Origin of the sequence: Sinorhizobium sp. KGO-5 (assembly GCF_036245905.1) — a bacterium.
In the GTDB taxonomy this organism is placed as follows: domain Bacteria; phylum Pseudomonadota; class Alphaproteobacteria; order Rhizobiales; family Rhizobiaceae; genus Sinorhizobium; species Sinorhizobium meliloti_A.
The window spans coordinates 342,059-363,009 of sequence record NZ_BDIZ01000002.1 but is presented as its reverse complement, the minus strand read 5'-3'; the positions used below and the strand labels follow the sequence as shown (position 1 = coordinate 363,009).

The following is a 20,951-nucleotide window of genomic DNA, read 5'->3' as shown; positions in this document are numbered from 1 at the left end:
GTGCATCAAAAATCGCGATCATGGAATAGAGGCGCGCACCGCCCGTTACTCCTGCGGACCGAAGAAGCGGTCCGGTTTTCATAAGGAGTAGATGAGATGACAAAGAACTGGACGAACAAGGCAATCGCCGCCGGCTTGGCGGCACTCGTGGGCTCTGCCGCCGAAGCAAGGGAATATACCTCCTCATTTCCCGGCGTGGAGCGCGCTTCGACGCAAACCTCCCAGACGACCGGCCGAACCGACGGCGAGATCAAAGTCGCCGGCAACAGCTCATCCAATTCGAGTTCCAACTCCTCGAGCAATTCGAGTTCCAACTCGTCGTCCAACAGTTCCTCGAATTCGAGCTCCAATTCATCCTCGAACAGCTCGTCGAACTCATCCTCCAACCGTTCGTCCAATTCGAGCTCGAACCGGTCCGACCGGTCGTATCGTCCGGGCAAGCTGTGGCACACAGGGCGCTGAGGTTGCGGGAAAGCTGACGGTGCGACAAGAGAGCGGGGGCCGGACATTCCGGCCCCCGCCTTTTTTACCGGACCTTTCAAAGCGTTTTAGGGTCTCGTTGGAAACGGTGAAACGCTCTAACCTCTGAAGCTGCGCACTTCCGGACGGCAAACCGTTACACACGTGTTCTGGAAGTGCCCTAGCGAGCGGCGCGCGCGGACTTTCGATACCAGCCTTCTGCGGCGATGGTGTTTCGGTGGACCGTCTCGCGCTCAACAGCTTCCACGCGGGTTTCGGCGCGGATTTCTGCTGTGACTGCCGCATCGGCACGGCGGAAGGGTATCACCTGCACAAGCGGCGTTCCCTTTTCGACGACGTGAAGGCCATCCGGTGCCGTCGCGAAGAACGGAAAATGGATATGAGCGCTATAGCTGTCCGTATCGACAATCCCGGCCACGCATTCAAAAGGCTGTCCCGGGCGGTTTAGCGGCGGCAGAAACAGGCAACTCCATCCGGGCGGCGTGCGGATCGACCAGTAATTGTGAAACTTGCAGGGCGGGGAGGGCTCTTTCGGATTTCCCGCCACCTGATGGGCGCCGTGGTTGCTGACCATTACCCGGTCGAACTCCCAGCCGGCCTCGACGCTGCGGCCGTCATCCTTGATGTCAAGGCGCACCGTCGCGGCGATCGGCAGGATCCAGCCAGTGGTCATGGCATCGAGAAAGGGCATGCAGCGTTTGACGGTCAGACCGTTGTTGATTGCCGACAGGTGCCCTTTGTCGACCGCCGGCAGCCGGCGGAACCAATCAGGCAGAACCGATTTGGCCGGTACCGGCCGCGCGATGACGCCGTCGTCTTCCGGATGGCAGACAAACTGAATGACCCGCGGATCTTTCTTTAGGAAACTTAACATCCCGCTTCTCCCGTTGAATGGCCCGGGAGTAACGGAACGGCGAGGCTTCTATTCCGTCGGGGAGAGAATGAGCAGAAACTCGATGTGTCGACACTGTCCGTTCCTGTCATCGCCCTATATAGTTCCGAGAAAACAGAGTGCGATCGCTCCTAAGGAGAGAGTGCCTCGTCCAAGCGGAGTTCGCCGGTGAGCGTTGCCTTCATCAAGGAAGAAAGTGCCGAGACGGCCTCGGAAACACTGCTGCCTGACCGGCCGGTCTCACCCCATCCGAACCTTGTCACCGCAAAGGGATTGAAGGATCTGGAATTGCACCTCCAACAGGCTCGCGAAGCCTACGATGCCGCAAGCACGATCGAGGACGTGAACGAACGGCGGCGACAGGCGGCGGGCCCCTTGCGGGATCTGCGCTACTTCGCGGAAAGAGTTCGAACGGCTCAACTCGTCTCCGATCCGGCTTCATTCGATGTGGTCGCATTTGGAAGCACGGTTACCTTCAGCCGTGATGACGGACGGGTGCAGAAATATCGGATCGTCGGAGAGGATGAAGCCGATCCCAAGGCCGGTTCGATCTCCTACGTGTCCCCCGTGGCAAGGGTTCTTATGGGCAAATCTGTCGGGGACATCGCGAGTGTCGGCGATCAGGAGCTCGAAGTGCTCGCCATCTCGTAGAGCGGGATGAGGAAAGTGTAACGGTTTTCCGTCCGGAGGTGCTTTGGATCAAATGGTTAGAGCATTTCAGTGTTTCTGTGAAACGTTGAATGCTCTGACCGATTAGAAGCAATCTCTCGGCGTGCGCGCGATGCCTACGCGCGCGCCTCGGCTCCTGCATAAAGACGCGCATATGTTTCGCGAAGGACGTTCTTCTGAACCTTGCCCATCGTATTGCGCGGCAGGTCGTCCACGAAGATCACCCGTTTCGGTTGCTTGTAGCGCGCCAGCCGGCCTTCCAAACCATCGAGAATGGCGCGCTCGTCGATCGTCGCACCCGGCTTCCGGACGACCACGGCCGTGACGCCTTCGCCGAAGTCCGGATGCGGCACGCCGATGACTGCCGTTTCCACGACCCCCGGCATTTGGTCGATCTCGGTTTCGACTTCCTTGGGATAGATGTTGTATCCGCCGGAAATTACGAGATCCTTGCCTCGCCCGACGATATGGACATAGCCCCGCTCGTCGATCTTGCCGAGGTCGCCGGTGATGAAGAAGCCGTCGGCGCGGAACTCCGCCTGCGTCTTTTCGGGCATGCGCCAATAGCCCTTGAACACGTTCGGGCCCTTCACCTCGATCATTCCCGTCTCGCCTTTCGGGAGTGGCCTGCCGCTCTCCGGATCGGCGACGCGAAGCGAAACACCCGGCAATGGGAAGCCGACGGTTCCGGCGATGCGCTCGCCGTCATAGGGGTTGGAGGTGTTCATATTGGTTTCGGTCATGCCGTAGCGCTCTAGAATGGCATGTCCGGTCATCTGGGCGAAAGTCCTGTGGGTCTCGGCAAGCAGCGGAGCCGAGCCAGACACGAAAAGCCGCATCCCGGCGGTTGCCTCGCGCGTCAGCCCCGGATTCTGAACGAGACGCACATAGAAGGTCGGAACGCCCATCATTGCGGTTGCTTGCGGCATCAGACGCAGGACTTCGTTGGCGTCGAACTTCGGCAGGAAAAACATGGAGGCGCCGGCCAGAAGAACGACGTTCGATGCTACGAAGAGGCCATGCGTGTGGAAGATCGGCAGGGCGTGGATCAGCCTGTCGTCGGCCGTGAAGCGCCAATGGTCGCGAAGCGTGGCGGCGTTCGAGAGGAGGTTGTCATGCGTCAGCATCGCGCCCTTGGACCGCCCGGTCGTGCCCGACGTGTAGAGGATGGCGGCGAGGTCATCCGGACCGCGATCGGCGTTGCGGAAATCCGGTGCATTGCCCCGGGCAAGGTCGATCAGCGAGCCGCCACCTTTCTCGTCGAGCGTCTCGACCTTGGCGCCGTGATCGGCGGCAAGCTTCGAGATCCCCTCCTTTGCAGCCGGCCCGCAGACGATGAGCCGAGGCTCGGAATCTGCGAAGAAATAGTCGAGTTCGGCAAGCGTATAGGCCGTGTTGAGGGGAAGATAGACCGCGCCCGCGCGCAGGCAGGCGAGATAAAGCATCAGCGCCTCGGGGCTCTTCTCCACCTGCACCGCCACCCGATCGCCAGGCCGCACACCGAGGCTGTCGAGCGCGGAAGCGATGCGGCCCGAATGCTCCAGCATGTCGCCATAGGTGCAGCCGCGGCCGTCGGCCGTCAGGATGAAGGCGGAGTCGGGGCGCGCTGCCCGGCGTATGGCGTCGAACAGATGGTTGCTCATGAAGTGAACTCCTTGTTGCCTTTCCTTCCTGGTGCGTCGGCTGATCGGACGTTCGGGGGAAAGGCGTCCGGACCTGGAACGAGGCTGCGTGAACTCCTGTCGGCCGGCACCAGCCGGCGGATGGCGGGTGCGGCGACGACCTCGCCGCGGGTCGCAAAGACCTCGTGGTTGGTCTCGATGTCGTCGAGCTTGTAGAGATAGTTGACCATCAGCCCGTGGGCCTGGCGCATTGCCCGTTCGGACCGGTCGCCCAGGAAATTGATGCGTTCGAGCCGTGCGCCGTTGCCGAGATGGAACCGGGCGACGGGATCGACTGTCTTGCCGTTGCGGTTGCGAGCCCTGAGGAAATACCAGGCGGCCGCAGCCGTCAGGCTTGGCTGGATGGCCGCCGCGGTCTCCGGCTGATCGGCCCAATCAGGCTCATCGAGCACCGCGAGCCTGCTGCGGTCGGTGGCGGACAGGGCGTTGGACGTTTCGGCCCGGAGTTCGCGCGACAACCAATCGGCAAAGCCCGGCACCGGCGACAGCGTCACGAAGGTGTCCAGGCGAGGGAGGTCGCGCCGCAGATCCTCCACCACCTGTTTGATCAGGAAGTTGCCGAAGGAGATGCCCCTCAGGCCTTCCTGGCAGTTCGAAATGGAATAGAAGACGGCTGTCGTCGCGTCGGTAGCGCGGATCGGAGCACGATCCTCCTTCAGCAGGTCCGCGATGTTAGAAGGCATTTCGCGTGTCAGCGCCACTTCGACGAAGATCAGCGGATCGTCGACCAGCTGCGGATGGAAGAAGGCGAAGCAGCGCCGGTCCTCCGGCGCAAGCCGCCGGCGCAACTCGTCCCAGCCGCCGATATGATGGACGGCCTCGTAACGAATGATTTTCTCCAGAATGTCGGCCGGCGTCGACCAGCTGATCGGCCGCAACACGAGGAAGCCCCGATTGAACCAGGATCCGAAGAGATGCGCGAAGTCCGTATCGACCGCCTCCAGATCGGGGTTTTGGGCTTTGAGCTCGAGCAGGTCCGCCCGCATGCGGACGAGGGTCGCGATGCCGTTCGGCGCAAGATTGAGCCTGCGGATCAATTCCTGGCGACGCGGTTCTGCCGCCATGCTCATCTCGAGCAGCGCCTTCGGCGTCGGATCGGCGCGATAGGCGTCGATCGCCCGCTCCAGCCGTTCGATATCAGGCCCGAAACGAGACAGCAGCGCCAGCATGAAATCGCGCCGCTTGTCCCGATCGAAGCCTTGCCAGCGATCCAGAATGTTCTTGGCCAGCGCCATGCCCGACGCCTCGCCTCGGCTCGACAGCAGCGTGTCGCAGAGCGCTTCCATGGTGCCGACCGGATTGACATCGCCGTTCCGGGCCGGACCGAGCGACAAGAATCGCCGGCCGCGCTCGGCAATGCTCTGCAGCATGTCGCTGAAAAATGACGTCGTGCTCATTGGACGGTTCCCAGCATCTGGTTCGGCAGCCACGTCGCGATGTCCGGAAAGACGCAGAGGAGAATGATCGCCAGGAACATGACGAGCACGTAAGGCAGGGACCCCCAGAGAATGTCCTTCGTCGGAATCTGCGGCGCAATGGCATTGATGACGAAAAGGTTGAGCCCGATCGGAGGCGTGATCAGGCCGACCTCCATGTTGATCGTCAGCACGATCGCGAACCAGTAGGGGTCGAAACCCGCCTGGGTGACGATCGGGAAGAGCATCGGTGAGGTCATCACGATGACGGCGACGGGGGGCAGGAACATGCCGCAAATCAACAGAAAGACGTTGATGATCAGCATCAGCACCCAGCGGTTGACCTCCATGTCCGCAATCGCAGCCGCGACAGTCTGCGTGATGAACAGCGACGACAGCGCGAAGGCGAAGAGCTCGGCAGCAGCCATGATCATCATGATCATGACGCTTTCCTTCATCGCCGACCCGAAGATGCCGGCGACCGGCCGAAACCGGAAGAGGCGATAGGCGACGATCACGACTGCCAATGTCAGGAATGCGCCCGCACCGGCTGCTTCAGAAGGCGTGGCGATACCGCCATAGAGTACGTAGAGCGTGCCGGCAATGATCAGCAGGAACGGCAGGATGCGCGGAAGGGCGGCCAGCCGTTCCTTCATCGAGTAGCGAACAAGGCGTGCATCGAATTCATAGCCCTTGCGTTTGCAATCGATGACGGCCCAGATCATGAACATGATCGTCAGCAGAATGCCGGGGACGATGCCCGCCATGAACAGCCGCCCGATGGAGGTCTCGGTCGCTATTCCGTAGACGATCAGCGTGACCGAAGGGGGAATGAGAATACCCAGCGTGCCGCCGGCGGCGATGGAGCCGCTCGCGACCGAAGCGGGATAGCCGCGCCGCATCATCTCCGGAATGCCCATCTTGCCGATCGCCGCGCAAGTCGCGGGCGACGAGCCCGTCATCCCGGAAAAGATGGCGCAAGCACCGATGTTGGACAGAATGAGGCCCCCCGGGATGCGGTTCAGCCACCGGTCGAGCGAGGTGTAGAGGTCAGATCCCGCCGGAGACGAGGCAACCGCCGCGCCCATGAGGACGAACATCGGGATCGACACATAGGCCAGATTGGCGATACCGGAAAACATCGTATCGCCGAGCACGTAGAAAATGCCGGCGCCGCTTTGCATGTAGAGGGCTGCGAAGGCGGCAAGACCTAAGGCGAAGGCGATGGGCATTCCCGTTGCCAGCAGCACGAAAAGACATGCAACGATCATCAGTCCAGAGACAGTCGGGCTCACTGAATGATCTCCTGTGGATGGCGGTCGGCGCCCGGGGCCGAACCCGGTTCGGCCGCGCCGGGGCCTATGGCTTCCGGGACTGCCGGGGCGGTGAGGAGCGTCAGAATCTGCGCGACATATTGCAGGCACAGCATGGCAAAGCTGACGGGTAGGGCAGCGAGCGGCACCCAAAGCGGCGGCGCCCAGACGCTGGAGTGTTTCCAGTTTCCCGCCCACGCGTCATGGAACTGAATCCACGTCGCAATCAGCATGACGACGCAAAACAACAGTCCGAGCAGGCCGGCGAGGATTCGCAGGACGTAGCGCGTGCGCTCGCCGACTAGCATCTCGACGACGTCGATGCCCACATGGCCGCCCTTGAGCAAGACGTATGGCGCGCCGAGAAACATGGCTGCGGTCGCGGAAAACACGACGAAGTCCGTCTGCCAGATCGTCGCCTGACGAAATACATAGCGCTGCATGATCATCTGGCAGACGACGAGCATCGCCGCAATGAGCAGGGCCGTCGCAATGGCCGCAAGGCCACGCGAAGCATTGCCGACAGCCTGTGTATAGGCTTTGAGCATCAGATCATCCCCGAGTTGCGCTGGAAGGAACGGCGCGCCGGAGCACGCCGTTCTGTCGGTCCGCCTTACTTCACGGCGAGCGCCTTTTCGATCAGCTTGTCGCCGCCGGGAACGTTGGCGGCGAAGTTCTTGTAGGACGATGCCTTGGCGAGTTCGAGCCAGGCATCGTAATCCTCCTTCGACATCTCGACGACTTCGACGCCTGCCTTCTTGTAGGTGTCGATCATGACCTGATCGCCCTTGCGGACCTCTTCGTTGAAATAGACTTCCGCTTTCTCGCCGGCAGCGAGGATCGCCTTCTGCTGCTCTTCCGTCAGGCCATCGAAGACGCGCTTCGACACCAGCACCGGTTCGTACATGAACCAGAGGGCGTTTTCCCCCGGCGCAGTGAGGCACTTGGCCTGTTCGAACAGGCGATAGGACACGAAACTCGCCGACGAGGTGTTCGCCGCATCCAGGACGCCGGTCTGCATGCCGGTGTAGATTTCCGAAGAAGGCATGGATGAGATCGAAGCACCGGCTTCCACGAGCATCTCCTCGAAGGCCGGCCCGGCGGCGCGGATCACCTGTCCCTTGATCGTGTCGGGGGAAGTGATGCAATTCTTCTTGGAGGCGAAGGCGCCGGAGAGCCACGCATCGGCGATCACCAAGGCGCCGGCATCCTCGATGACCTTCTTGATGTCCCCCATGAACTCGGAATCGTTAAGCCGCATGGCGCGATCGAAATTTCCCACGAGGCCGGGCATCAGGGTCGCGGAGAATTCCGGGTGGCGGCCCGAAGCATAGTCCAAGGGGAACGAAGTCATATCGAGCAGGCCCCGTGTGACCGCATTCCACTGATCGTTCGGCTTGTAGAGCGACGACCCCGGGAACACCTGGATTTCGAGGCCGACATTGGCGGCGGCGACCTCGCGGGCGATGAGTTGCACCATTTCGTCACGAATGTCGCCCTTTCCCCCGGGGAACTGGTGTGACGCCTTCAATACGGTCTGGGCACCCGCTGTGGAAGCGATCAAGCTGCAGATGGCCGCGACAGCGGAAGTCGTCAACTTCCGTCGAAAACTGCTCATTTCTTCCTCCCTGACATGCCGGCCTCCCGCCGGCTTTGTAGTAAGAGTGGATGCATCTTGCGTACCGTGTCAAGATTTTTGTATACAAGAGAAATGGTTGTTGCATACGGGACCGGATAAGGAATGAGCGAAAATATTTTCTACAAGCTGCGGGACGATATCGAGAACGGCATCGTAACGGGCGAGTTCGAGCCGGGTGAACGCCTGGACGAGACGCAACTCGCCATGCGCTTCGGCGTGTCCCGCACCCCGATCCGCGAAGCCTTGATGCAATTGAGCGCGATCGGGCTCGTCGAGATCAGACCGCGGCGCGGCGCCGTCGTCGTGGATCCAGCCCCGCAGCGCGTCTACGAAATGTTTGAGGTCATGGCTGAACTGGAAGGCATGGCCGGTGCTCTTGCCGCGCGCCGGCATACGGAGGAAGACAGCGCGGCTCTGTTGGCTGCCCACGAGAAATGCCGGGAAGCGGTCCTCAGCGAGGAGACCGATCGCTACTATTACGAGAACGAGATTTTCCATCGCGCGATATACACGGCGAGCCATAGCGGCTTTCTGGAGGAGCAATGCACGACCCTCCATCGCCGCCTTCGCCCCTATCGCCGCCTGCAGCTCAGAGTTCGCAACCGCATGAAGGTCTCGTTCAGGGAACATGGAGAGATCGTCGAGGCCATTCTCTCCGGCAATGCGGATGGCGCGCGGGAGGGATTGCGCAGCCATGTGGCGGTCCAAGGCGAACGCTTCGGCGACCTTGTCGCAAACCTCTCGAACCGTGACCGGCGGAGCGGTCGGCTCGGATAGGAACCGGACGATGAGGCATTCCGATCCCAATACAGTACCTGAGAATACAGGCTGCGCGGGCCACTAAAAATTGCCGGTTTTATTTAAAATTCCTGGGTGTTTATTGTGGGTTGGGGGGATTCTTGGTTGACCTTGGGGCAGGTTCTCGAAACACTCCCGGCGGTTACGGCCAACACGTAGCGTCACGAAAGTGCGACATTGTGCCGAGTGTCGTGGAGGAACACAGGAACCATGACAAGGTCAAGAGGCTCCCTTTTTGCGTTCTTCTGCTTCGTTGTGGCTCTGTGTACGGGCATTGGCGCCAGTCCCCCGGCCTCGGCAAACGGCGATTCGGTCGAAATCTCGTCGAATTTTTCCCGGTCGATCAAGGTTGCGAAGGGCAAGACGGTCACGATCAGGGCCGTGCAGCGATTCGATGAGATCGTCATCGGGGATCCGGAGATTGCGACCGTAACCCCTCTGACCGATCGTTCCTTCTATATTCTCGGCAATGAACTGGGCTCGACAAGCCTCACCATTTTCGATGCGGAAAAGAATCCGGTCGGCATTATCGACATAGAGGTGACGCTCGATACGAAATTGCTGTCCTCGACGATCCGACAGTCGGTGCCGGGCTCGAGCGTAAAGGTAACCTCGGCGAACGGAAGGATCGTTCTTTCCGGCTCTGCCACGGACGCGGTTGCGGCTACCCAGGCTGAGCAGATCGCATCGCGCTTTGCCGGCGACGAGGAGGTCATCAATTCCATTAAGATCACGTCGTCCCAACAGGTACAGCTGAATGTCAGATTCGTGGAGATCAACCGCGACGTCGGCAAGGAGCTTGGAACCCAGATCAGTGCCGCCTATGCCTGGTCGAACGGGAGTGTCGAGTTCAACTCCTCCCCGCGCGCGACATCCAATACGCCGGCCGGCTCGCTTATCGGCAGCCTCATCGGAGAGGGCTACTCGGTCGATGTGGCGATCGATGCGCTCGAAGACAGGGGTATGGCCCGGCGCCTCGCCGAGCCGAACCTGATAGCGCGTTCCGGTGAGACTTCGAGCTTTCTGGCCGGCGGCGAATTCCCTATCCCCATCTCGGAGCAGGACGGAACCATCACCGTCAGCTATAAGAAGTTCGGTGTCGGTCTGGATTTCACGCCGACCGTGCTCAGCGATGGCCTTATCTCCCTCGACATCGAGCCGGAGGTATCGGCGATCGACAACACCGCCTCCTACCGGGTGGGAAACATTGCGATCCCGGGCTTCTCCGTCCGCCGTGCCCGGACGTCGGTCGATCTCAAGAGCGGCCAGAGCTTCATGATCGCCGGCCTCCTGCAGAGCGAGAACAATCTCATCACCCAGCGCGTGCCGGGCCTCGGGCAACTTCCCATTCTCGGCGCGTTGTTTTCGTCCAAGGCTTACCAGCGCCGCGAGACCGATCTCGTGATCATCGTCACGCCTCATCTCGTCAAACCGATCGATCCCCTCAAAAAGGTCGCCAGCCCGTCGGATCGAACGAAACGGCCGACCGAAGCTGAATTCTTTCTCGGCAATATCGATGAAGTGGAGGTCAACGGCAGGGGCCGGTCTGCGTCGAGGCAGGCGCGTGTCGTCCGCGCACCGAGTTCCGGCCATTTTCTGGAGCTCCAATGATCCGCAGAAGCAGCAGGCCTAAAGGCTTTCACGGCTTTCTTTTTCTTGCGTCGATCCTGCTTTCCGGGTGCCAGAGCTACGAATTCGTCCGCAGCGAAACGATAGCCCTGTCCGCAGGCGATGCAATCGCGGCCAATAGCGCGATGCAGATGGTCGATCCGTGGCCGCCAAGGGTCAAGCAGACCAGCTTGGTCACGCCGGCCGACCTGGAACAATATAAGCCGCAGGACGCGGAGCAAAACGGGACGAACGGGGGAAATGGTGAGCCTTATCCGAACGACACCACGACGCAGTAGCAAGAGGGCGGCGATCAGCGAATGGAGATGACAATAGGCGAGTCCGGCCGGAGTGTGCTGGGCCGTCCGGGAGGAGAACGCCGGACCACGGAACTGGCCATGGCGATCGTCGCCGCTGTGCTTCTTTCGAGCTGTCAGACGTCGGAGGTGTTGTCGGGTGCCGAATTTGACCCGACATCCGCTCTGATGTCATCCGGAGACGTGAGCAAGTCCGATCTCGATCAGGGCAAGCTTCAATTCATGAACGGCAATTATGGGCTCGCCGAGAAGCACTTTCGAAAGGCGGTAGAGCTGCGGCAGGACAACGCCGAGGCGCTGATGGGATTGGCGGCCTGCTATGACCGCCTCGGCCGGTTCGATCTGGCGGACCGCGCCTATAGCCAATTGCTCAAGGTGGCCGGGCGCCAGCCACGCATCGTCAACAACATGGGCTACTCGCACTATCTCCGAGGCGAGAAGGCAAAAGCCCGCAAATTGCTGCTCGAAGCTCGTGCGGCATTACCGGGGGACGAGACGATCGAGGCCAATCTTGCCTTGTTGGACCGCAGTTGAGGGCATAGCGTCAGGCTCCCGCCGTCGGGCGATGTTGATCGGCTTCGCCTTCGCAGCTAGCTTCGACGGTCAGCAACTGGGTGACCGCCATGGCCAGTGACGTCCTTGCCCGTTCCTTCGGCAAAGAGGCATTCGGGCTCGACCCGCAGAATTACCACACGGCCCGGCCGCCCTATCCGGAGCTCGTCTGGGATGCGCTACGAAAGCGCGCAGGACTCCGAAGCGGTATTTCCATCCTCGAGATTGGAGCCGGAACCGGGCTGGCCACCGAACGCCTTCTTGACGATCGGCCCCAACGGCTTCTGGCTGTAGAGCCAGACAGGCGGCTAGCAAAGTTTCTTCGCGATCGATTGGACGAGGAAGAGCTCGAAGTGGTGGAAACTCCCTTCGAAAAATTGAAAGTTCCGGAAAAGAGTTTCGATCTCGTCGTCAGTGCGACGGCGTTTCACTGGATTGATGCCGTTCCCGGCCTGCGGCGCATACAGCGACTGCTGCGAGACGGCGGTAGCGTCGCTCTCATTTGGAACGTGTTCGGGGACGGTGTCAGGCCCGACCCATTTCATCGAGCAACGGCACACCTGTTCTCGGGCCATCGTACGAGCCCGTCCGGTGGCGGAACGACCCAGACGCCATACGGCCTCGATGTCGGAGCGCGACTGGCCGACTTGGAGGAGGCTGGATTTACGTCCGACGAGCCAGAGCTCATAGACTGGACCCTGTCGCTGGACCCGTCCGCTGTTCGACGCCTCTACGCGACCTACTCGAATGTCACGGCACTGCCGGAGGACGAGCGGGAAAGATTGCTCGGCGGACTGGAGAAAGTGGCCGAAACCGAGTTCGCAGGCGTTGTCACCAGAAACATGACCACGTCGGTTTACACGGGAAGACGAGAGTAACGGGGTGCAGGGGAGGGAGGATCAAACTCCCGGACCAGCCCTCACAAAGAGAGGGAGTGCTATGGCGTTGGATCGTGCCGACTTTTACGACGCAGAATTGGCGCGACACAATCGCCACCTGCGGGTTGCTGCCGACTTTGGCGCAGATGATCGGGTGCTCGATATCGGCTGCGGTGCAGGACAGACGACGCGCGAGGCCGCCCGCGCCGCGTCGCAAGGCGAAGCGATCGGTGTGGATATTTCCGCGGAGATGCTTGAGGAGGCAAGGCGACGGAGTGCCGCTGAGGGTCTGCGGAATGTGATGTTCGAGCAGGGCGACGCGCAATTTCACGGATTCCCGACCGGCAGTTTCGACCTTTGCATCAGCCGGTTTGGCGTGATGTTCTTTGCCGATCCGGCGGCGGCATTTGCCAATATCGGCCGGGCCATGCGCCCCGGCGCGCGCCTTGTGTGGATGGTATGGCAGAGCCGGGAGCGTAACGAGTGGTCGCGCGCCATCCGGCAAGCCCTGGCGCCGGCAATTGCGGTTTCCGCAGGTGCTGCCGACCCGTTTTCACTTGGCGATCCTCCGGTTGCCGCGGACCTTCTGAGATCGGCCGGCTTTACTTCGATCGACTTTGCGGACGTGCGAGAGCCGGTCTTCTATGGATCGGATGTCGATGCCGCGTTCGATGCACTCACCAGCCTTTATCTTGTGCAGGACGCTCTCGCGGCCGCAAATGAACCGCCGGACAAACCACTGCAGCGGCTGCGCGGCTTGCTTGAGGCGCATATGACCCCGAAGGGCGTATTTTTCGACTCTCGCGCGTGGATCATGACTGCCCGCCGGCCAGGCGGCGGAGGCTGACTACGCCAAGAAAGTCTGCGATCAGCAAGTGGTCTGCCAAGTGGACACTGTGTCGGTATCCGATGTCGGGAATGAGTGAGACGGCGAAGCGCGGTTGCCCGTTCCTTCGGCGATCTGGCGTGCCAAGATTTCGACCCCCCTGTACTATGAAAGAGACCACCGCTTCTTGACGTCTGCATTGTATAAGCTACAACTTGTCCTTGCGGCGTGACCACCTCTCCTCCTGAAGCGGGATGATCGTCATGTGTCAAAAATCCTCTGGATCGCAGCAGTCGACGCAATGTAAGGCTGCCGTGCATGCGGCGTCCCGTCCTGCAGCGTTGTTCCTTCTTGCGCATCCCGTTTTCACCTTGCTGCGCTCTGGCAGAGAAATGCTTGCGGCGGCTCTCGTGCTCGGACTTTGCGCGACCGCCAGCGCCGATGACGTGCTTTTCGAAAACGTCCACATCTTCGACGGAAAAAGTGCTGCTCTTTCGGCGCCGTCGAATGTTCTGGTCCAAGGCAATGTTATCGCGGAGATTTCGGTAAGCCCCATCGAAGCCGAAGGCGCTGAGCGCATTGCCGGCAACGGGCGAACGCTAATGCCGGGCCTGATCGATGCGCACTGGCATGCGATGTTGGCTGCTTCCACCCCGGCAGAGGCAATGGGCGACGTCAGCTTCGCCAGCATCGTGGCCGGCGATGAGGCGACGGATACGCTGATGCGCGGCTTCACCACCGTTCGCGACGTGGGCGGGCCGGCGTTCGGCCTCAAGCGGGCCATAGACCGGGGCATCATCCCCGGACCGCGCATCTATCCGTCCGGTGCCATGATCACGGTGACCAGCGGGCATGGCGATTTCCGCCAGCTCACCGACCTGCCAAGGAGGACGGGCGGCCTGCTCACCCCGATGGAGACGAGCGGGGGTGCCATGGTCGTGGACAGCCCCGACGAGGTGCGTCTGCGCGTCCGCGAGCAGTTCATGCAAGGCGCCGTTCTGATCAAGCTGACGGCGGGCGGCGGGGTGTCTTCACCCTTCAGCCCGCTCGACGTCACCACCTTTACCGAGCCGGAATTGCGGGCCGCCGTGGAAATCGCCGAGAATTGGGGCAGCTACGTCGCCGCGCACGCCTTCACCCCTGATGCGATCCGGAAGGCTATCGCTGCTGGTGTGAAGTGCATCGAACACGGCTTCCTCATGGATGAGGCCACTGCCAAGCTGATCGCCGAAAAGGACATTTGGCTGAGCTTGCAGCCACTTCCGGAATTGATGAGGACAGGCCTTCGCGAGGGTTCGGTCGAGCGTGCCAAGGCCGATGAGGTGTGGCCGGGTATCGGCAGGACGTACGAACTGGCAAAGAAATACAAGATCAAGACCGCGTGGGGCACGGATGTCCTGTTCTCCCGTGCACTGGCGAGGCAACAAGGAGCAATTCTTGCCTCACTCGTGCGTTGGTACACGCCTTCCGAAGCGCTCGTTATGGCAACGGGGACCAATGCCGAACTGCTGGCGCTGTCGGGCCAGCGCAACCCCTATCCGGGAAAGCTCGGCGTGATCGAGGAAGGCGCGCTCGCGGACCTCCTGCTCGTCGAAGGCAATCCGCTGGAGAATATCGACCTGGTGGCCGATCCCGCCAACAGCTTCAAGATCATCATGAAGGACGGCATGATCTACAAAAACACACTCGCCCAGTGAGCAACGACGGCCTGATGGCACCACCGAAGACTGCTGTCGTCGCATGCTACTGATGGACTGAGCAGATCGTCTGAGAGGTAGGTGCATGCCCGCCGCAAGAATGAAGATAATCTACACTACCCAAATTCTGATAGCGACTCTGCTCCTCCTCGCAATGCTCTCGATGGCAAGTTCGATATTTGCCCCAGTAGCTTTTGCGCTATTTATCATCGCGCTTGTGTGGCCGACGCAGTGCCGCTTGCAGGCTATGCTCCCTCGCCACTTGGCGCTCATCATCAGCTTCCTCTTGGTCGTGCTCGCCATCGTCGCGTTCGGCTGGCTCATAGCCTGGGCATTCGGGCATGTCGGCCGGTGGTTCATCGCGGATGCAGCGCGTTTTCAGCAGCTCTACGATCAGGTTCGCCTGTGGCTCGAGGAACACGGCGTAGCGGTTGGCATGCTCTGGTCAGAGAACTTCAGCGTTGGCTGGATCGTGCGTACTGTACAGGCCGTAAGCGGCCGGCTTAACAGCACCTTGAGTTTCTGGCTGATCGCGCTCGTCTATGTCCTGCTCGGGCTGATGGAGGTGGAGGCTTTCGGGCGCAGGCTCGAGGCCATGCGAAACCGGACGGGCAGTACATGGTTTCTTCGTGGCAGCCAACAAACCGCTATGAAGATTCGCCGCTACATGATGATCAGGACCGTGATGAGTGTCGTCACCGGGCTTCTGGTTTGGATTTTCACCCGCGCTGTCGGGCTGTCTCTCGCCGAGGAATGGGGCTTTATCGCGTTCGCTCTCAACTACATCCCCTTTCTTGGGCCGCTTGTGTCCACCCTGTTCCCGACGCTCTTTGCTCTTATCCAGTTCGGGACTGTGGAGACCGTCTTGATTGTCTTTACGGGCTTGAACCTCATTCAGTTCGTTGTGGGCAGTTATATCGAGCCACGAGCCTCAGGCAGCGCGCTGTCAATGTCCCCTGTCATGGTCCTGTTTTCCGTTTTCTTGTGGGGTTACTTATGGGGGATCTTCGGCGCCTTCATCGGCGTGCCGATAACGATCGCGTTGCTGACCTTCTGCAACCAGCATCCGTCCAGCAAGTGGCTTTCAGAATTGTTCGGTCTGGAGATCGCAACCGACGCTTCGACGCCCAGCGGATAATGCGGTCGTCATCGTCGGCCATGCTATGTGGGTCAAGCGATTACGATCGCGCCGATACCGTCCCGGCAGTCAGGTGGGTGGCGATGCCTGATTGTTTCCAGTTTTGTCCGGCCGGGGGAAAAATGCAAATCTCAGCCAAGCCACGCCATGCGCCAGAAAATCGATCCCCAGCAAGAGTGCAAGGAGCCAAAGGCCCGTCTTCGGGAACTCGGCCAGGACGACAAGTCCCGCGCCGGCCCCGAACGCTCCCGACAGCATCATAGGCCATCCTGCCTCACGCCAGTGGCTAATGCTGAGCAAGATCCTGACGGCGCCCGAGAGGATGAACAGCAGGCCGACCGTGTAGGTTTGCAGCAAGTCTTGTGTGCGCCCTGAGCGGGCCACCATGTTCGTGAGGACTTCCATCACGCCCGAGCCGGCGACGTCGGTTAGCATTAAGCCGAGGGCGATATATAAAAATCCGAGCAGCGTTTGCCATGACAGGCCACCCCACCGTCTCGCCCAGAAGGCATATACGATTTCGAACACGCCAACCAAGATGGCGGCGGTTCCGACGAAGGCCGGAGTGACGACTGGTGCAAACGCCACATCCCCCAGGACGACCAGTCCCGCCAGAAGCATTACGCCGCCAAGGACGACCCGAACAGAAGGCGGGGGGCCGCTCGGGTCGCCACCTGCATTGACCGGCATGGTGTCGTAAGATGCCATGGCTTCCTCGTGACTCCGGCTGCTCGTTGCAAACACTATGCTCCGAGAAGCGGTGCGATCGTCGGCAAACCTTCAAAGGCGTCGGCGCATCGATCCGCGGGCGGACTGACCGTCTGTATGGACCTTGCGCCTGCAGGCAGTGCCGGGCGGCAGATCGCACTATCGCCGTTCATTTCGGCGAAGGACGTGGCCCGCGATGAAAGCTATACCGATGAGCAGAAGGACTACTCCTGCCAATCCGATTCCGAACGAGCCATATCGGTAGCCGGACGCCGCGAGGAGGAAACCAATAATGATACTCCCGAATCCGATCAGCTTCATTTTCATCAGGTTGAAGTTTTCGCCGTATCCTGCCATGTGAGTATCCAATTTCTGCGCGTCCGGTTCAGTCGTCACCAACGCGAACGGCGTCTAAGCAGCGCTCGCTTTCTGCAAGGCGTCCCGCAGCAGTTGCTCCTTGCTTTCATCCAGTGAGGTTTTCAGGATGGTGCCGCCAAATGGCGATATGTCCTTCAGAACCTTGTCCTCAGTCATCTCCTTCACCAGCACGAACAGCGCCGCATTGCCGGGCTGAAGACCTCTGGCAAGTTCCTTCATGAAGTCGTCGTTGATGCCCACATCGCTCAGCGCGCCCCCGATTGCTCCGGAGGCCGCACCTACGGCCACCCCGATCAGCGGGTTGAGGAACAGCACACCGACGAGCAGTCCCCAGAAGCTTCCTGAAGCGGCACCGGCCGCAGTGAGGTTCATCAGTTGATTCAACTTGACCTTGCCTGCGTCAGTCTTTGTCGCGATCACGGCGTCGCCCAATGTGAGCAAGTATTCTTTCTGCAGTCCAATCAGGCGCTGTCGGACTTCTTCGGCTTTGTCTTCACTGGGATAAATAATGGCAATCAGGCTGGACATGACTAACTCCCATTTACGTTAGTTGCGAAGCTTAGCGGCAACCTGGCGCGCACCCTGAATGCCCAATGGTGCCGGTCGCGCAGGCGTTCACGGCCGTCCGGGAATAAGGTTGCAGGGGGCGCCAGGCGGCAGGTTTCATCGGCACCTTGCGATGATGATTGTCCCGTCGGGCTGTCTGTATCTGCAGTTGCCACGGTTGTAGGACGGAGTCGTTGCAGTTCCGACCGCGGCCCCGACCAGAGCTCCGCCAGCCGCACCCGCGACAGTGCTCGTTGTGTTCCCTCCAATCAACTGGCCCGCCACCGCGCCTGTTCCGGCGCCTATCAGAGCTCCGCCCAGGCCACGTTGGTTCTGTTCGGTGGCGCACCCACCGGCAAGCGCGGCCACAACCGCAAGCGAGAGAGGGAGTATCGTCCTTCGGGCCATGGCATTTCTCCTTGTGCGAGAGCGCCAATCTCTGGAAAATCGGGCTGAGAGATCAGACGATTCTCAGGGCAGGGCTAGAGGCGCTCCGGGCCAGCGACCACCGATCTTGGTCAGTAATCCACCGCATCACGGGTAATTGGGCAGGTCATGCAATGGCCACCGCCGCGTCCGCGACCGAGTTCGGCGCCCGTAATGGTGATCACTTCAATGCCGGCTCTGCGTAGAAGCGTATTGGTGTAGGTGTTGCGGTCGTAGGCCAGCACGACGCCGGGCGAGAGGCAGACGAGATTTGCGCCGCTGTCCCATTGCGTCCGTTCGCGCACATAGGCGTTCCCGCCGGTCTCGACCACGCGCATTTCCTTGAGACCCAGGGCGTCCCGCACCGTTTCGACAAACGAGCCACGATCCCTGTGCAGCTCGACGGAGCCCGGCTTCTCACCCGGTCTGTAGGAGAATGCCTCGATTTCGTTGACAATGTCGGGGTAGATAAGCACGCAGTCGCGGTCGGCGAAGGTGAAGACCGTGTCCAGGTGCATAGCCGCACGTAATTTTGGCATTGCGGCGACAATCACGCGCTGCGCGGCGCCTTTTTCGAACAGGGTTGCGGCGAGCTGGCTGATCGCCTGCCGCGACGTTCGCTCGCTCATGCCGATCAACACGTTACCTTTGCCGATCGGCATGACGTCGCCGCCCTCGAGTGTGGCGAGCCCCCAGTCCAGGGTCGGGTCGCCCCACCAGACATTGACCTTGCCGGCGAAATCCGGATGGAACTTATAGATCGCAGTGGCGAGAATAGTCTCTTCGTGACGCGCCGGCCAGTAGAGCGGGTTGAGGGTCACTCCGCCGTAGATCCAGCAGGTGGTATCACGCGTATAGAGCGTGTTGGGCAGCGGGGGAAGGAGATACTCTGCGACTCCAGCAGCGTCCCGGATCAAATCCAACATTTCGCCGCCAATAGCCTCGGGGAATTCATGGGTCGACAGTCCGCCTATCAGGGTTTCCGCAAGCTCCCGGTCGGGCAGCCCTTCGAGGTAGCTGCGGATCTCGTCAACGAGCTCAAGCCCGACCTGGTTGGGCACGACCTGGTTATCGAGTATCCACTTCCTGGCTTCGGGAAGTGCCACGGTCTGGGCCAGCAGGTTGTGCATCTCGACAACCTCGACGCCGCGGTCTCGCATCTTGGTCATGAAGTCGAAATGGTCGCGCCGGGCGTTGTCGACCCAGAGGACGTCGTCAAACAGGAGGGCGTCACAATTGCTCGGCGTGAGCCGTTGATGAGCACGCCCCGGCGCGCAGACCATGACCTTGCGTAACTGGCCGACCTCGGAATGCACGCCGAAAGTGTGCTGGGTCGAGCTTTCAGAAGACATGGCAAATCTCCTTTTCAGATCGTCAGGTAGCCGGTGGACAATCCGATGATCGCGGCGATGCAGCCGATGACTGCAGTCGCGAAAATCAGCCAGTCGATGGATGTGTTGAAAACGCGCTTGCCCCGCTCCCGTCTTGCCCAGAAATAGAGGATCGTGCCAGGGGCATACAGAAGAGCCGACAGCAGGACGAACTTGATGCCGCCCGCGACAATCATGAAAAATGTGTAGACGGCGGCGATGCTGGCGATGATCAGGTCGCGGGTGCGTTCACGCGGCCGGACCTCGTAAGTCTCGGCGCGTTGAGCCAGCATGAAGCCGAAGGCAGCCACGAACATGTAGGGGATCAGCGACATTGCGCTCGTCAAGTTCAGCATCAGCGCGAACGCATCCCGCGACCAATAGGTGCTGATGACGAACAGTTGGACGATGATGTTGGTAAGCCACAGCGCCGCTGCGGGCACCTTGTTTTGATTCTCGGTGCCGAAAAGACGGGGCATGTCGTCCGTGCGCGCGGCTACGTAGAGCACTTCCGCGCACACCAACGACCAGGCGAGATAGGCGCCAAGCACCGAGACGATCACCCCGATGCTGATGAAAACCGCACCCCAGGGGCCGACGACGGCAGCAAGCACTCCGGCCATCGAAGGCTGGCTCATGGCGGCGATCTCGGGGCGCGTCAGGGCCGCATAGGGCAGCAGCGTGACCAGTACCATCAGCGCGCTGACGCCGATGAAGCCCATGATCGTGGCCGTTCCGATATCGGAGCGCGTCTGAGCATAGCGCGAATAGTTGCTCGCCCCTTCGATGCCGATGAAGACGAAGACCGTCGCCAGCATTGTCGCCTGGATTTGTTGGAGGAGGCCTGCCTCCGACATCCCCTCGCCACCCCAGAAGTTGAGCCGGAACAGGTCGAGCTTGAAGAAAAAGAACAGGATGATGATGAAGGCAATAATAGGAATGACCTTCGCGACGGTCACGACGGTGTTGACAAACGCCGCCTGCTGGATGCCTCTCAAGATCATGAAGTGGAAGAGCCAGATACCGATCGAAGCGACGAGTATTGCGACGACAGTATTGCCGTCACCGAAGACCGGGAAAAAATTGCCAAGCGTGGACTTGATCAGTACCCAGTACGACACGTTGCCGATGCAACTGCCGATCCAGTAGCCGAAGGCGGATAGGAAGCCGGGATAGTCGCCAAAACCTTCTTTGGCATAGGCGAAAACGCCGGCGTCAAGATCGGGCTTGCGTTCCGCCAGCGACTGGAAGACGCGCGCCAGCATGTACATGCCGCCCCCTGCAATGCACCAGGCGATGATTGCGCCGAACGGCCCTGTTGCGACGCCGAATGTTCGCGGGAGCGAGAAGATGCCTGCGCCGACCATGGAACCGACGACCATGCCAGTCAGAGCAAACAGGGAAAGCTTCTGCGCCATCGCATTACTCCCGGATTCGCCGGTGAAGAGGCGTCTGCGGAGGTGCGGACGCGCGAACAACTCTGGAGATCGCTTGCTTGACAGGTGAAATTACGGATATTGCATGCGGCGTGGATTTTTGAAGATGCTATCTGCTTCTGGCGCCGCTTTATAGCGTACTTGAATTAATCACAATGTTAACGTGTAATACTCAAAATTGCA

At 60.5% G+C, this 20,951-nt stretch carries 23 protein-coding genes; 10 read left to right on the top strand and 13 right to left on the bottom strand.

What is annotated here, in order from left to right; genetic code table 11:
- Positions 1-5 precede the first annotated feature (5 nt).
- Both BHD07_RS10925 and BHD07_RS10920 read right to left on the bottom strand, forming a co-directional pair.
- A complete protein-coding gene (locus BHD07_RS10925) occupies positions 6-398 on the bottom strand; it encodes a hypothetical protein (protein WP_338279915.1) in 393 nt (130 codons plus the stop codon).
- Between the two features lie 242 nt (positions 399-640).
- The gene (locus BHD07_RS10920; protein WP_338279914.1) at positions 641-1,354 is read right to left on the bottom strand and encodes a DUF6065 family protein; all 714 of its coding nucleotides are present in this window, start codon (positions 1,352-1,354) and stop codon (positions 641-643) included.
- A gap of 186 nt (positions 1,355-1,540) precedes the next feature.
- On the opposite strand from BHD07_RS10920, the gene greA reads away from it, so the two are divergent.
- The gene (greA, locus tag BHD07_RS10915; RefSeq protein ID WP_275598162.1) at positions 1,541-2,023 is read left to right on the top strand and encodes a transcription elongation factor GreA; all 483 of its coding nucleotides are present in this window, start codon (positions 1,541-1,543) and stop codon (positions 2,021-2,023) included.
- Between the two features lie 134 nt (positions 2,024-2,157).
- Here the strand turns inward: greA and BHD07_RS10910 are convergent, their stop codons facing one another.
- From BHD07_RS10910 to BHD07_RS10890, 5 genes are all read right to left on the bottom strand, one after another.
- Positions 2,158-3,684, bottom strand: coding sequence for a malonate--CoA ligase (locus BHD07_RS10910; protein ID WP_338279911.1), 1,527 nt, complete (start codon positions 3,682-3,684; stop codon positions 2,158-2,160).
- Positions 3,681-5,120 carry a malonyl-CoA decarboxylase gene (locus BHD07_RS10905; protein ID WP_338279909.1) on the bottom strand — a complete coding sequence of 480 codons (1,440 nt, stop codon included), beginning with the start codon at positions 5,118-5,120 and terminating at the stop codon, positions 3,681-3,683. Before BHD07_RS10905 ends, BHD07_RS10910 begins: the two co-directional genes overlap by 4 nt.
- Positions 5,117-6,433 (bottom strand): TRAP transporter large permease, encoded by a 1,317-nt coding sequence (locus BHD07_RS10900; RefSeq protein WP_100673558.1) that lies wholly within the window; start codon positions 6,431-6,433, stop codon positions 5,117-5,119. The genes BHD07_RS10905 and BHD07_RS10900 overlap by 4 nt, the downstream gene beginning before the upstream one ends.
- Positions 6,430-6,999, bottom strand: a complete 570-nt coding sequence (locus tag BHD07_RS10895; protein WP_338279905.1) for a TRAP transporter small permease subunit — start codon at positions 6,997-6,999, stop codon at positions 6,430-6,432. Before BHD07_RS10895 ends, BHD07_RS10900 begins: the two co-directional genes overlap by 4 nt.
- 65 nt (positions 7,000-7,064) lie before the next feature.
- A complete protein-coding gene (locus BHD07_RS10890) occupies positions 7,065-8,069 on the bottom strand; it encodes a TRAP transporter substrate-binding protein (RefSeq protein WP_338279902.1) in 1,005 nt (334 codons plus the stop codon).
- Between the two features lie 123 nt (positions 8,070-8,192).
- On the opposite strand from BHD07_RS10890, the gene BHD07_RS10885 reads away from it, so the two are divergent.
- The 8 genes from BHD07_RS10885 to BHD07_RS10850 all read left to right on the top strand — a co-directional run bounded on the left by BHD07_RS10885 (position 8,193) and on the right by BHD07_RS10850 (position 15,904).
- Positions 8,193-8,867, top strand: coding sequence for a GntR family transcriptional regulator (locus tag BHD07_RS10885; RefSeq protein ID WP_338279900.1), 675 nt, complete (start codon positions 8,193-8,195; stop codon positions 8,865-8,867).
- A 231-nt stretch (positions 8,868-9,098) separates the two neighbouring features.
- Positions 9,099-10,499, top strand: coding sequence for a type II and III secretion system protein family protein (locus BHD07_RS10880; RefSeq protein WP_338279898.1), 1,401 nt, complete (start codon positions 9,099-9,101; stop codon positions 10,497-10,499).
- Positions 10,496-10,795, top strand: coding sequence for a hypothetical protein (locus tag BHD07_RS10875; RefSeq protein WP_102762064.1), 300 nt, complete (start codon positions 10,496-10,498; stop codon positions 10,793-10,795). The genes BHD07_RS10880 and BHD07_RS10875 overlap by 4 nt, the downstream gene beginning before the upstream one ends.
- Positions 10,796-10,816: 21 nt before the next feature.
- A complete protein-coding gene (locus BHD07_RS10870; protein WP_018096463.1) occupies positions 10,817-11,347 on the top strand; it encodes a tetratricopeptide repeat protein in 531 nt (176 codons plus the stop codon).
- An 89-nt stretch (positions 11,348-11,436) separates the two neighbouring features.
- Positions 11,437-12,243 carry a class I SAM-dependent methyltransferase gene (locus BHD07_RS10865; protein WP_338279895.1) on the top strand — a complete coding sequence of 269 codons (807 nt, stop codon included), beginning with the start codon at positions 11,437-11,439 and terminating at the stop codon, positions 12,241-12,243.
- A 61-nt stretch (positions 12,244-12,304) separates the two neighbouring features.
- Complete coding sequence (locus BHD07_RS10860; RefSeq protein ID WP_102762065.1) at positions 12,305-13,090, top strand: class I SAM-dependent methyltransferase; 786 nt, start codon at positions 12,305-12,307, stop codon at positions 13,088-13,090.
- A gap of 371 nt (positions 13,091-13,461) precedes the next feature.
- Positions 13,462-14,766: a metal-dependent hydrolase family protein gene (locus BHD07_RS10855; protein ID WP_102762066.1), complete on the top strand. Its 1,305-nt coding sequence runs from the start codon at positions 13,462-13,464 to the stop codon at positions 14,764-14,766.
- An 85-nt stretch (positions 14,767-14,851) separates the two neighbouring features.
- Positions 14,852-15,904, top strand: coding sequence for an AI-2E family transporter (locus tag BHD07_RS10850; protein WP_102762067.1), 1,053 nt, complete (start codon positions 14,852-14,854; stop codon positions 15,902-15,904).
- A 69-nt stretch (positions 15,905-15,973) separates the two neighbouring features.
- Here BHD07_RS10850 and BHD07_RS10845 read toward each other — a convergent pair whose 3' ends face one another.
- From BHD07_RS10845 to BHD07_RS10820, 6 genes are all read right to left on the bottom strand, one after another.
- Complete coding sequence (locus BHD07_RS10845; protein WP_102762069.1) at positions 15,974-16,612, bottom strand: HdeD family acid-resistance protein; 639 nt, start codon at positions 16,610-16,612, stop codon at positions 15,974-15,976.
- Between the two features lie 159 nt (positions 16,613-16,771).
- Positions 16,772-16,969, bottom strand: a complete 198-nt coding sequence (locus BHD07_RS10840) for a hypothetical protein (RefSeq protein ID WP_338279888.1) — start codon at positions 16,967-16,969, stop codon at positions 16,772-16,774.
- A gap of 54 nt (positions 16,970-17,023) precedes the next feature.
- Positions 17,024-17,518, bottom strand: a complete 495-nt coding sequence (locus BHD07_RS10835; protein ID WP_275598172.1) for a DUF1269 domain-containing protein — start codon at positions 17,516-17,518, stop codon at positions 17,024-17,026.
- Positions 17,519-17,653: 135 nt separating this feature from the next.
- Positions 17,654-17,944, bottom strand: coding sequence for a glycine zipper 2TM domain-containing protein (locus tag BHD07_RS10830; RefSeq protein WP_338279885.1), 291 nt, complete (start codon positions 17,942-17,944; stop codon positions 17,654-17,656).
- A 110-nt stretch (positions 17,945-18,054) separates the two neighbouring features.
- Positions 18,055-19,314: an arginine deiminase gene (gene arcA, locus BHD07_RS10825; RefSeq protein ID WP_127710362.1), complete on the bottom strand. Its 1,260-nt coding sequence runs from the start codon at positions 19,312-19,314 to the stop codon at positions 18,055-18,057.
- A 14-nt stretch (positions 19,315-19,328) separates the two neighbouring features.
- Positions 19,329-20,750, bottom strand: a complete 1,422-nt coding sequence (locus BHD07_RS10820; protein WP_102762076.1) for a basic amino acid/polyamine antiporter — start codon at positions 20,748-20,750, stop codon at positions 19,329-19,331.
- A 103-nt stretch (positions 20,751-20,853) separates the two neighbouring features.
- Between BHD07_RS10820 and BHD07_RS31870 the strand changes: the two genes are divergently transcribed.
- Complete coding sequence (locus tag BHD07_RS31870; protein WP_146032676.1) at positions 20,854-20,904, top strand: twin-arginine translocation signal domain-containing protein; 51 nt, start codon at positions 20,854-20,856, stop codon at positions 20,902-20,904.
- Positions 20,905-20,951: the final 47 nt, after the last annotated feature.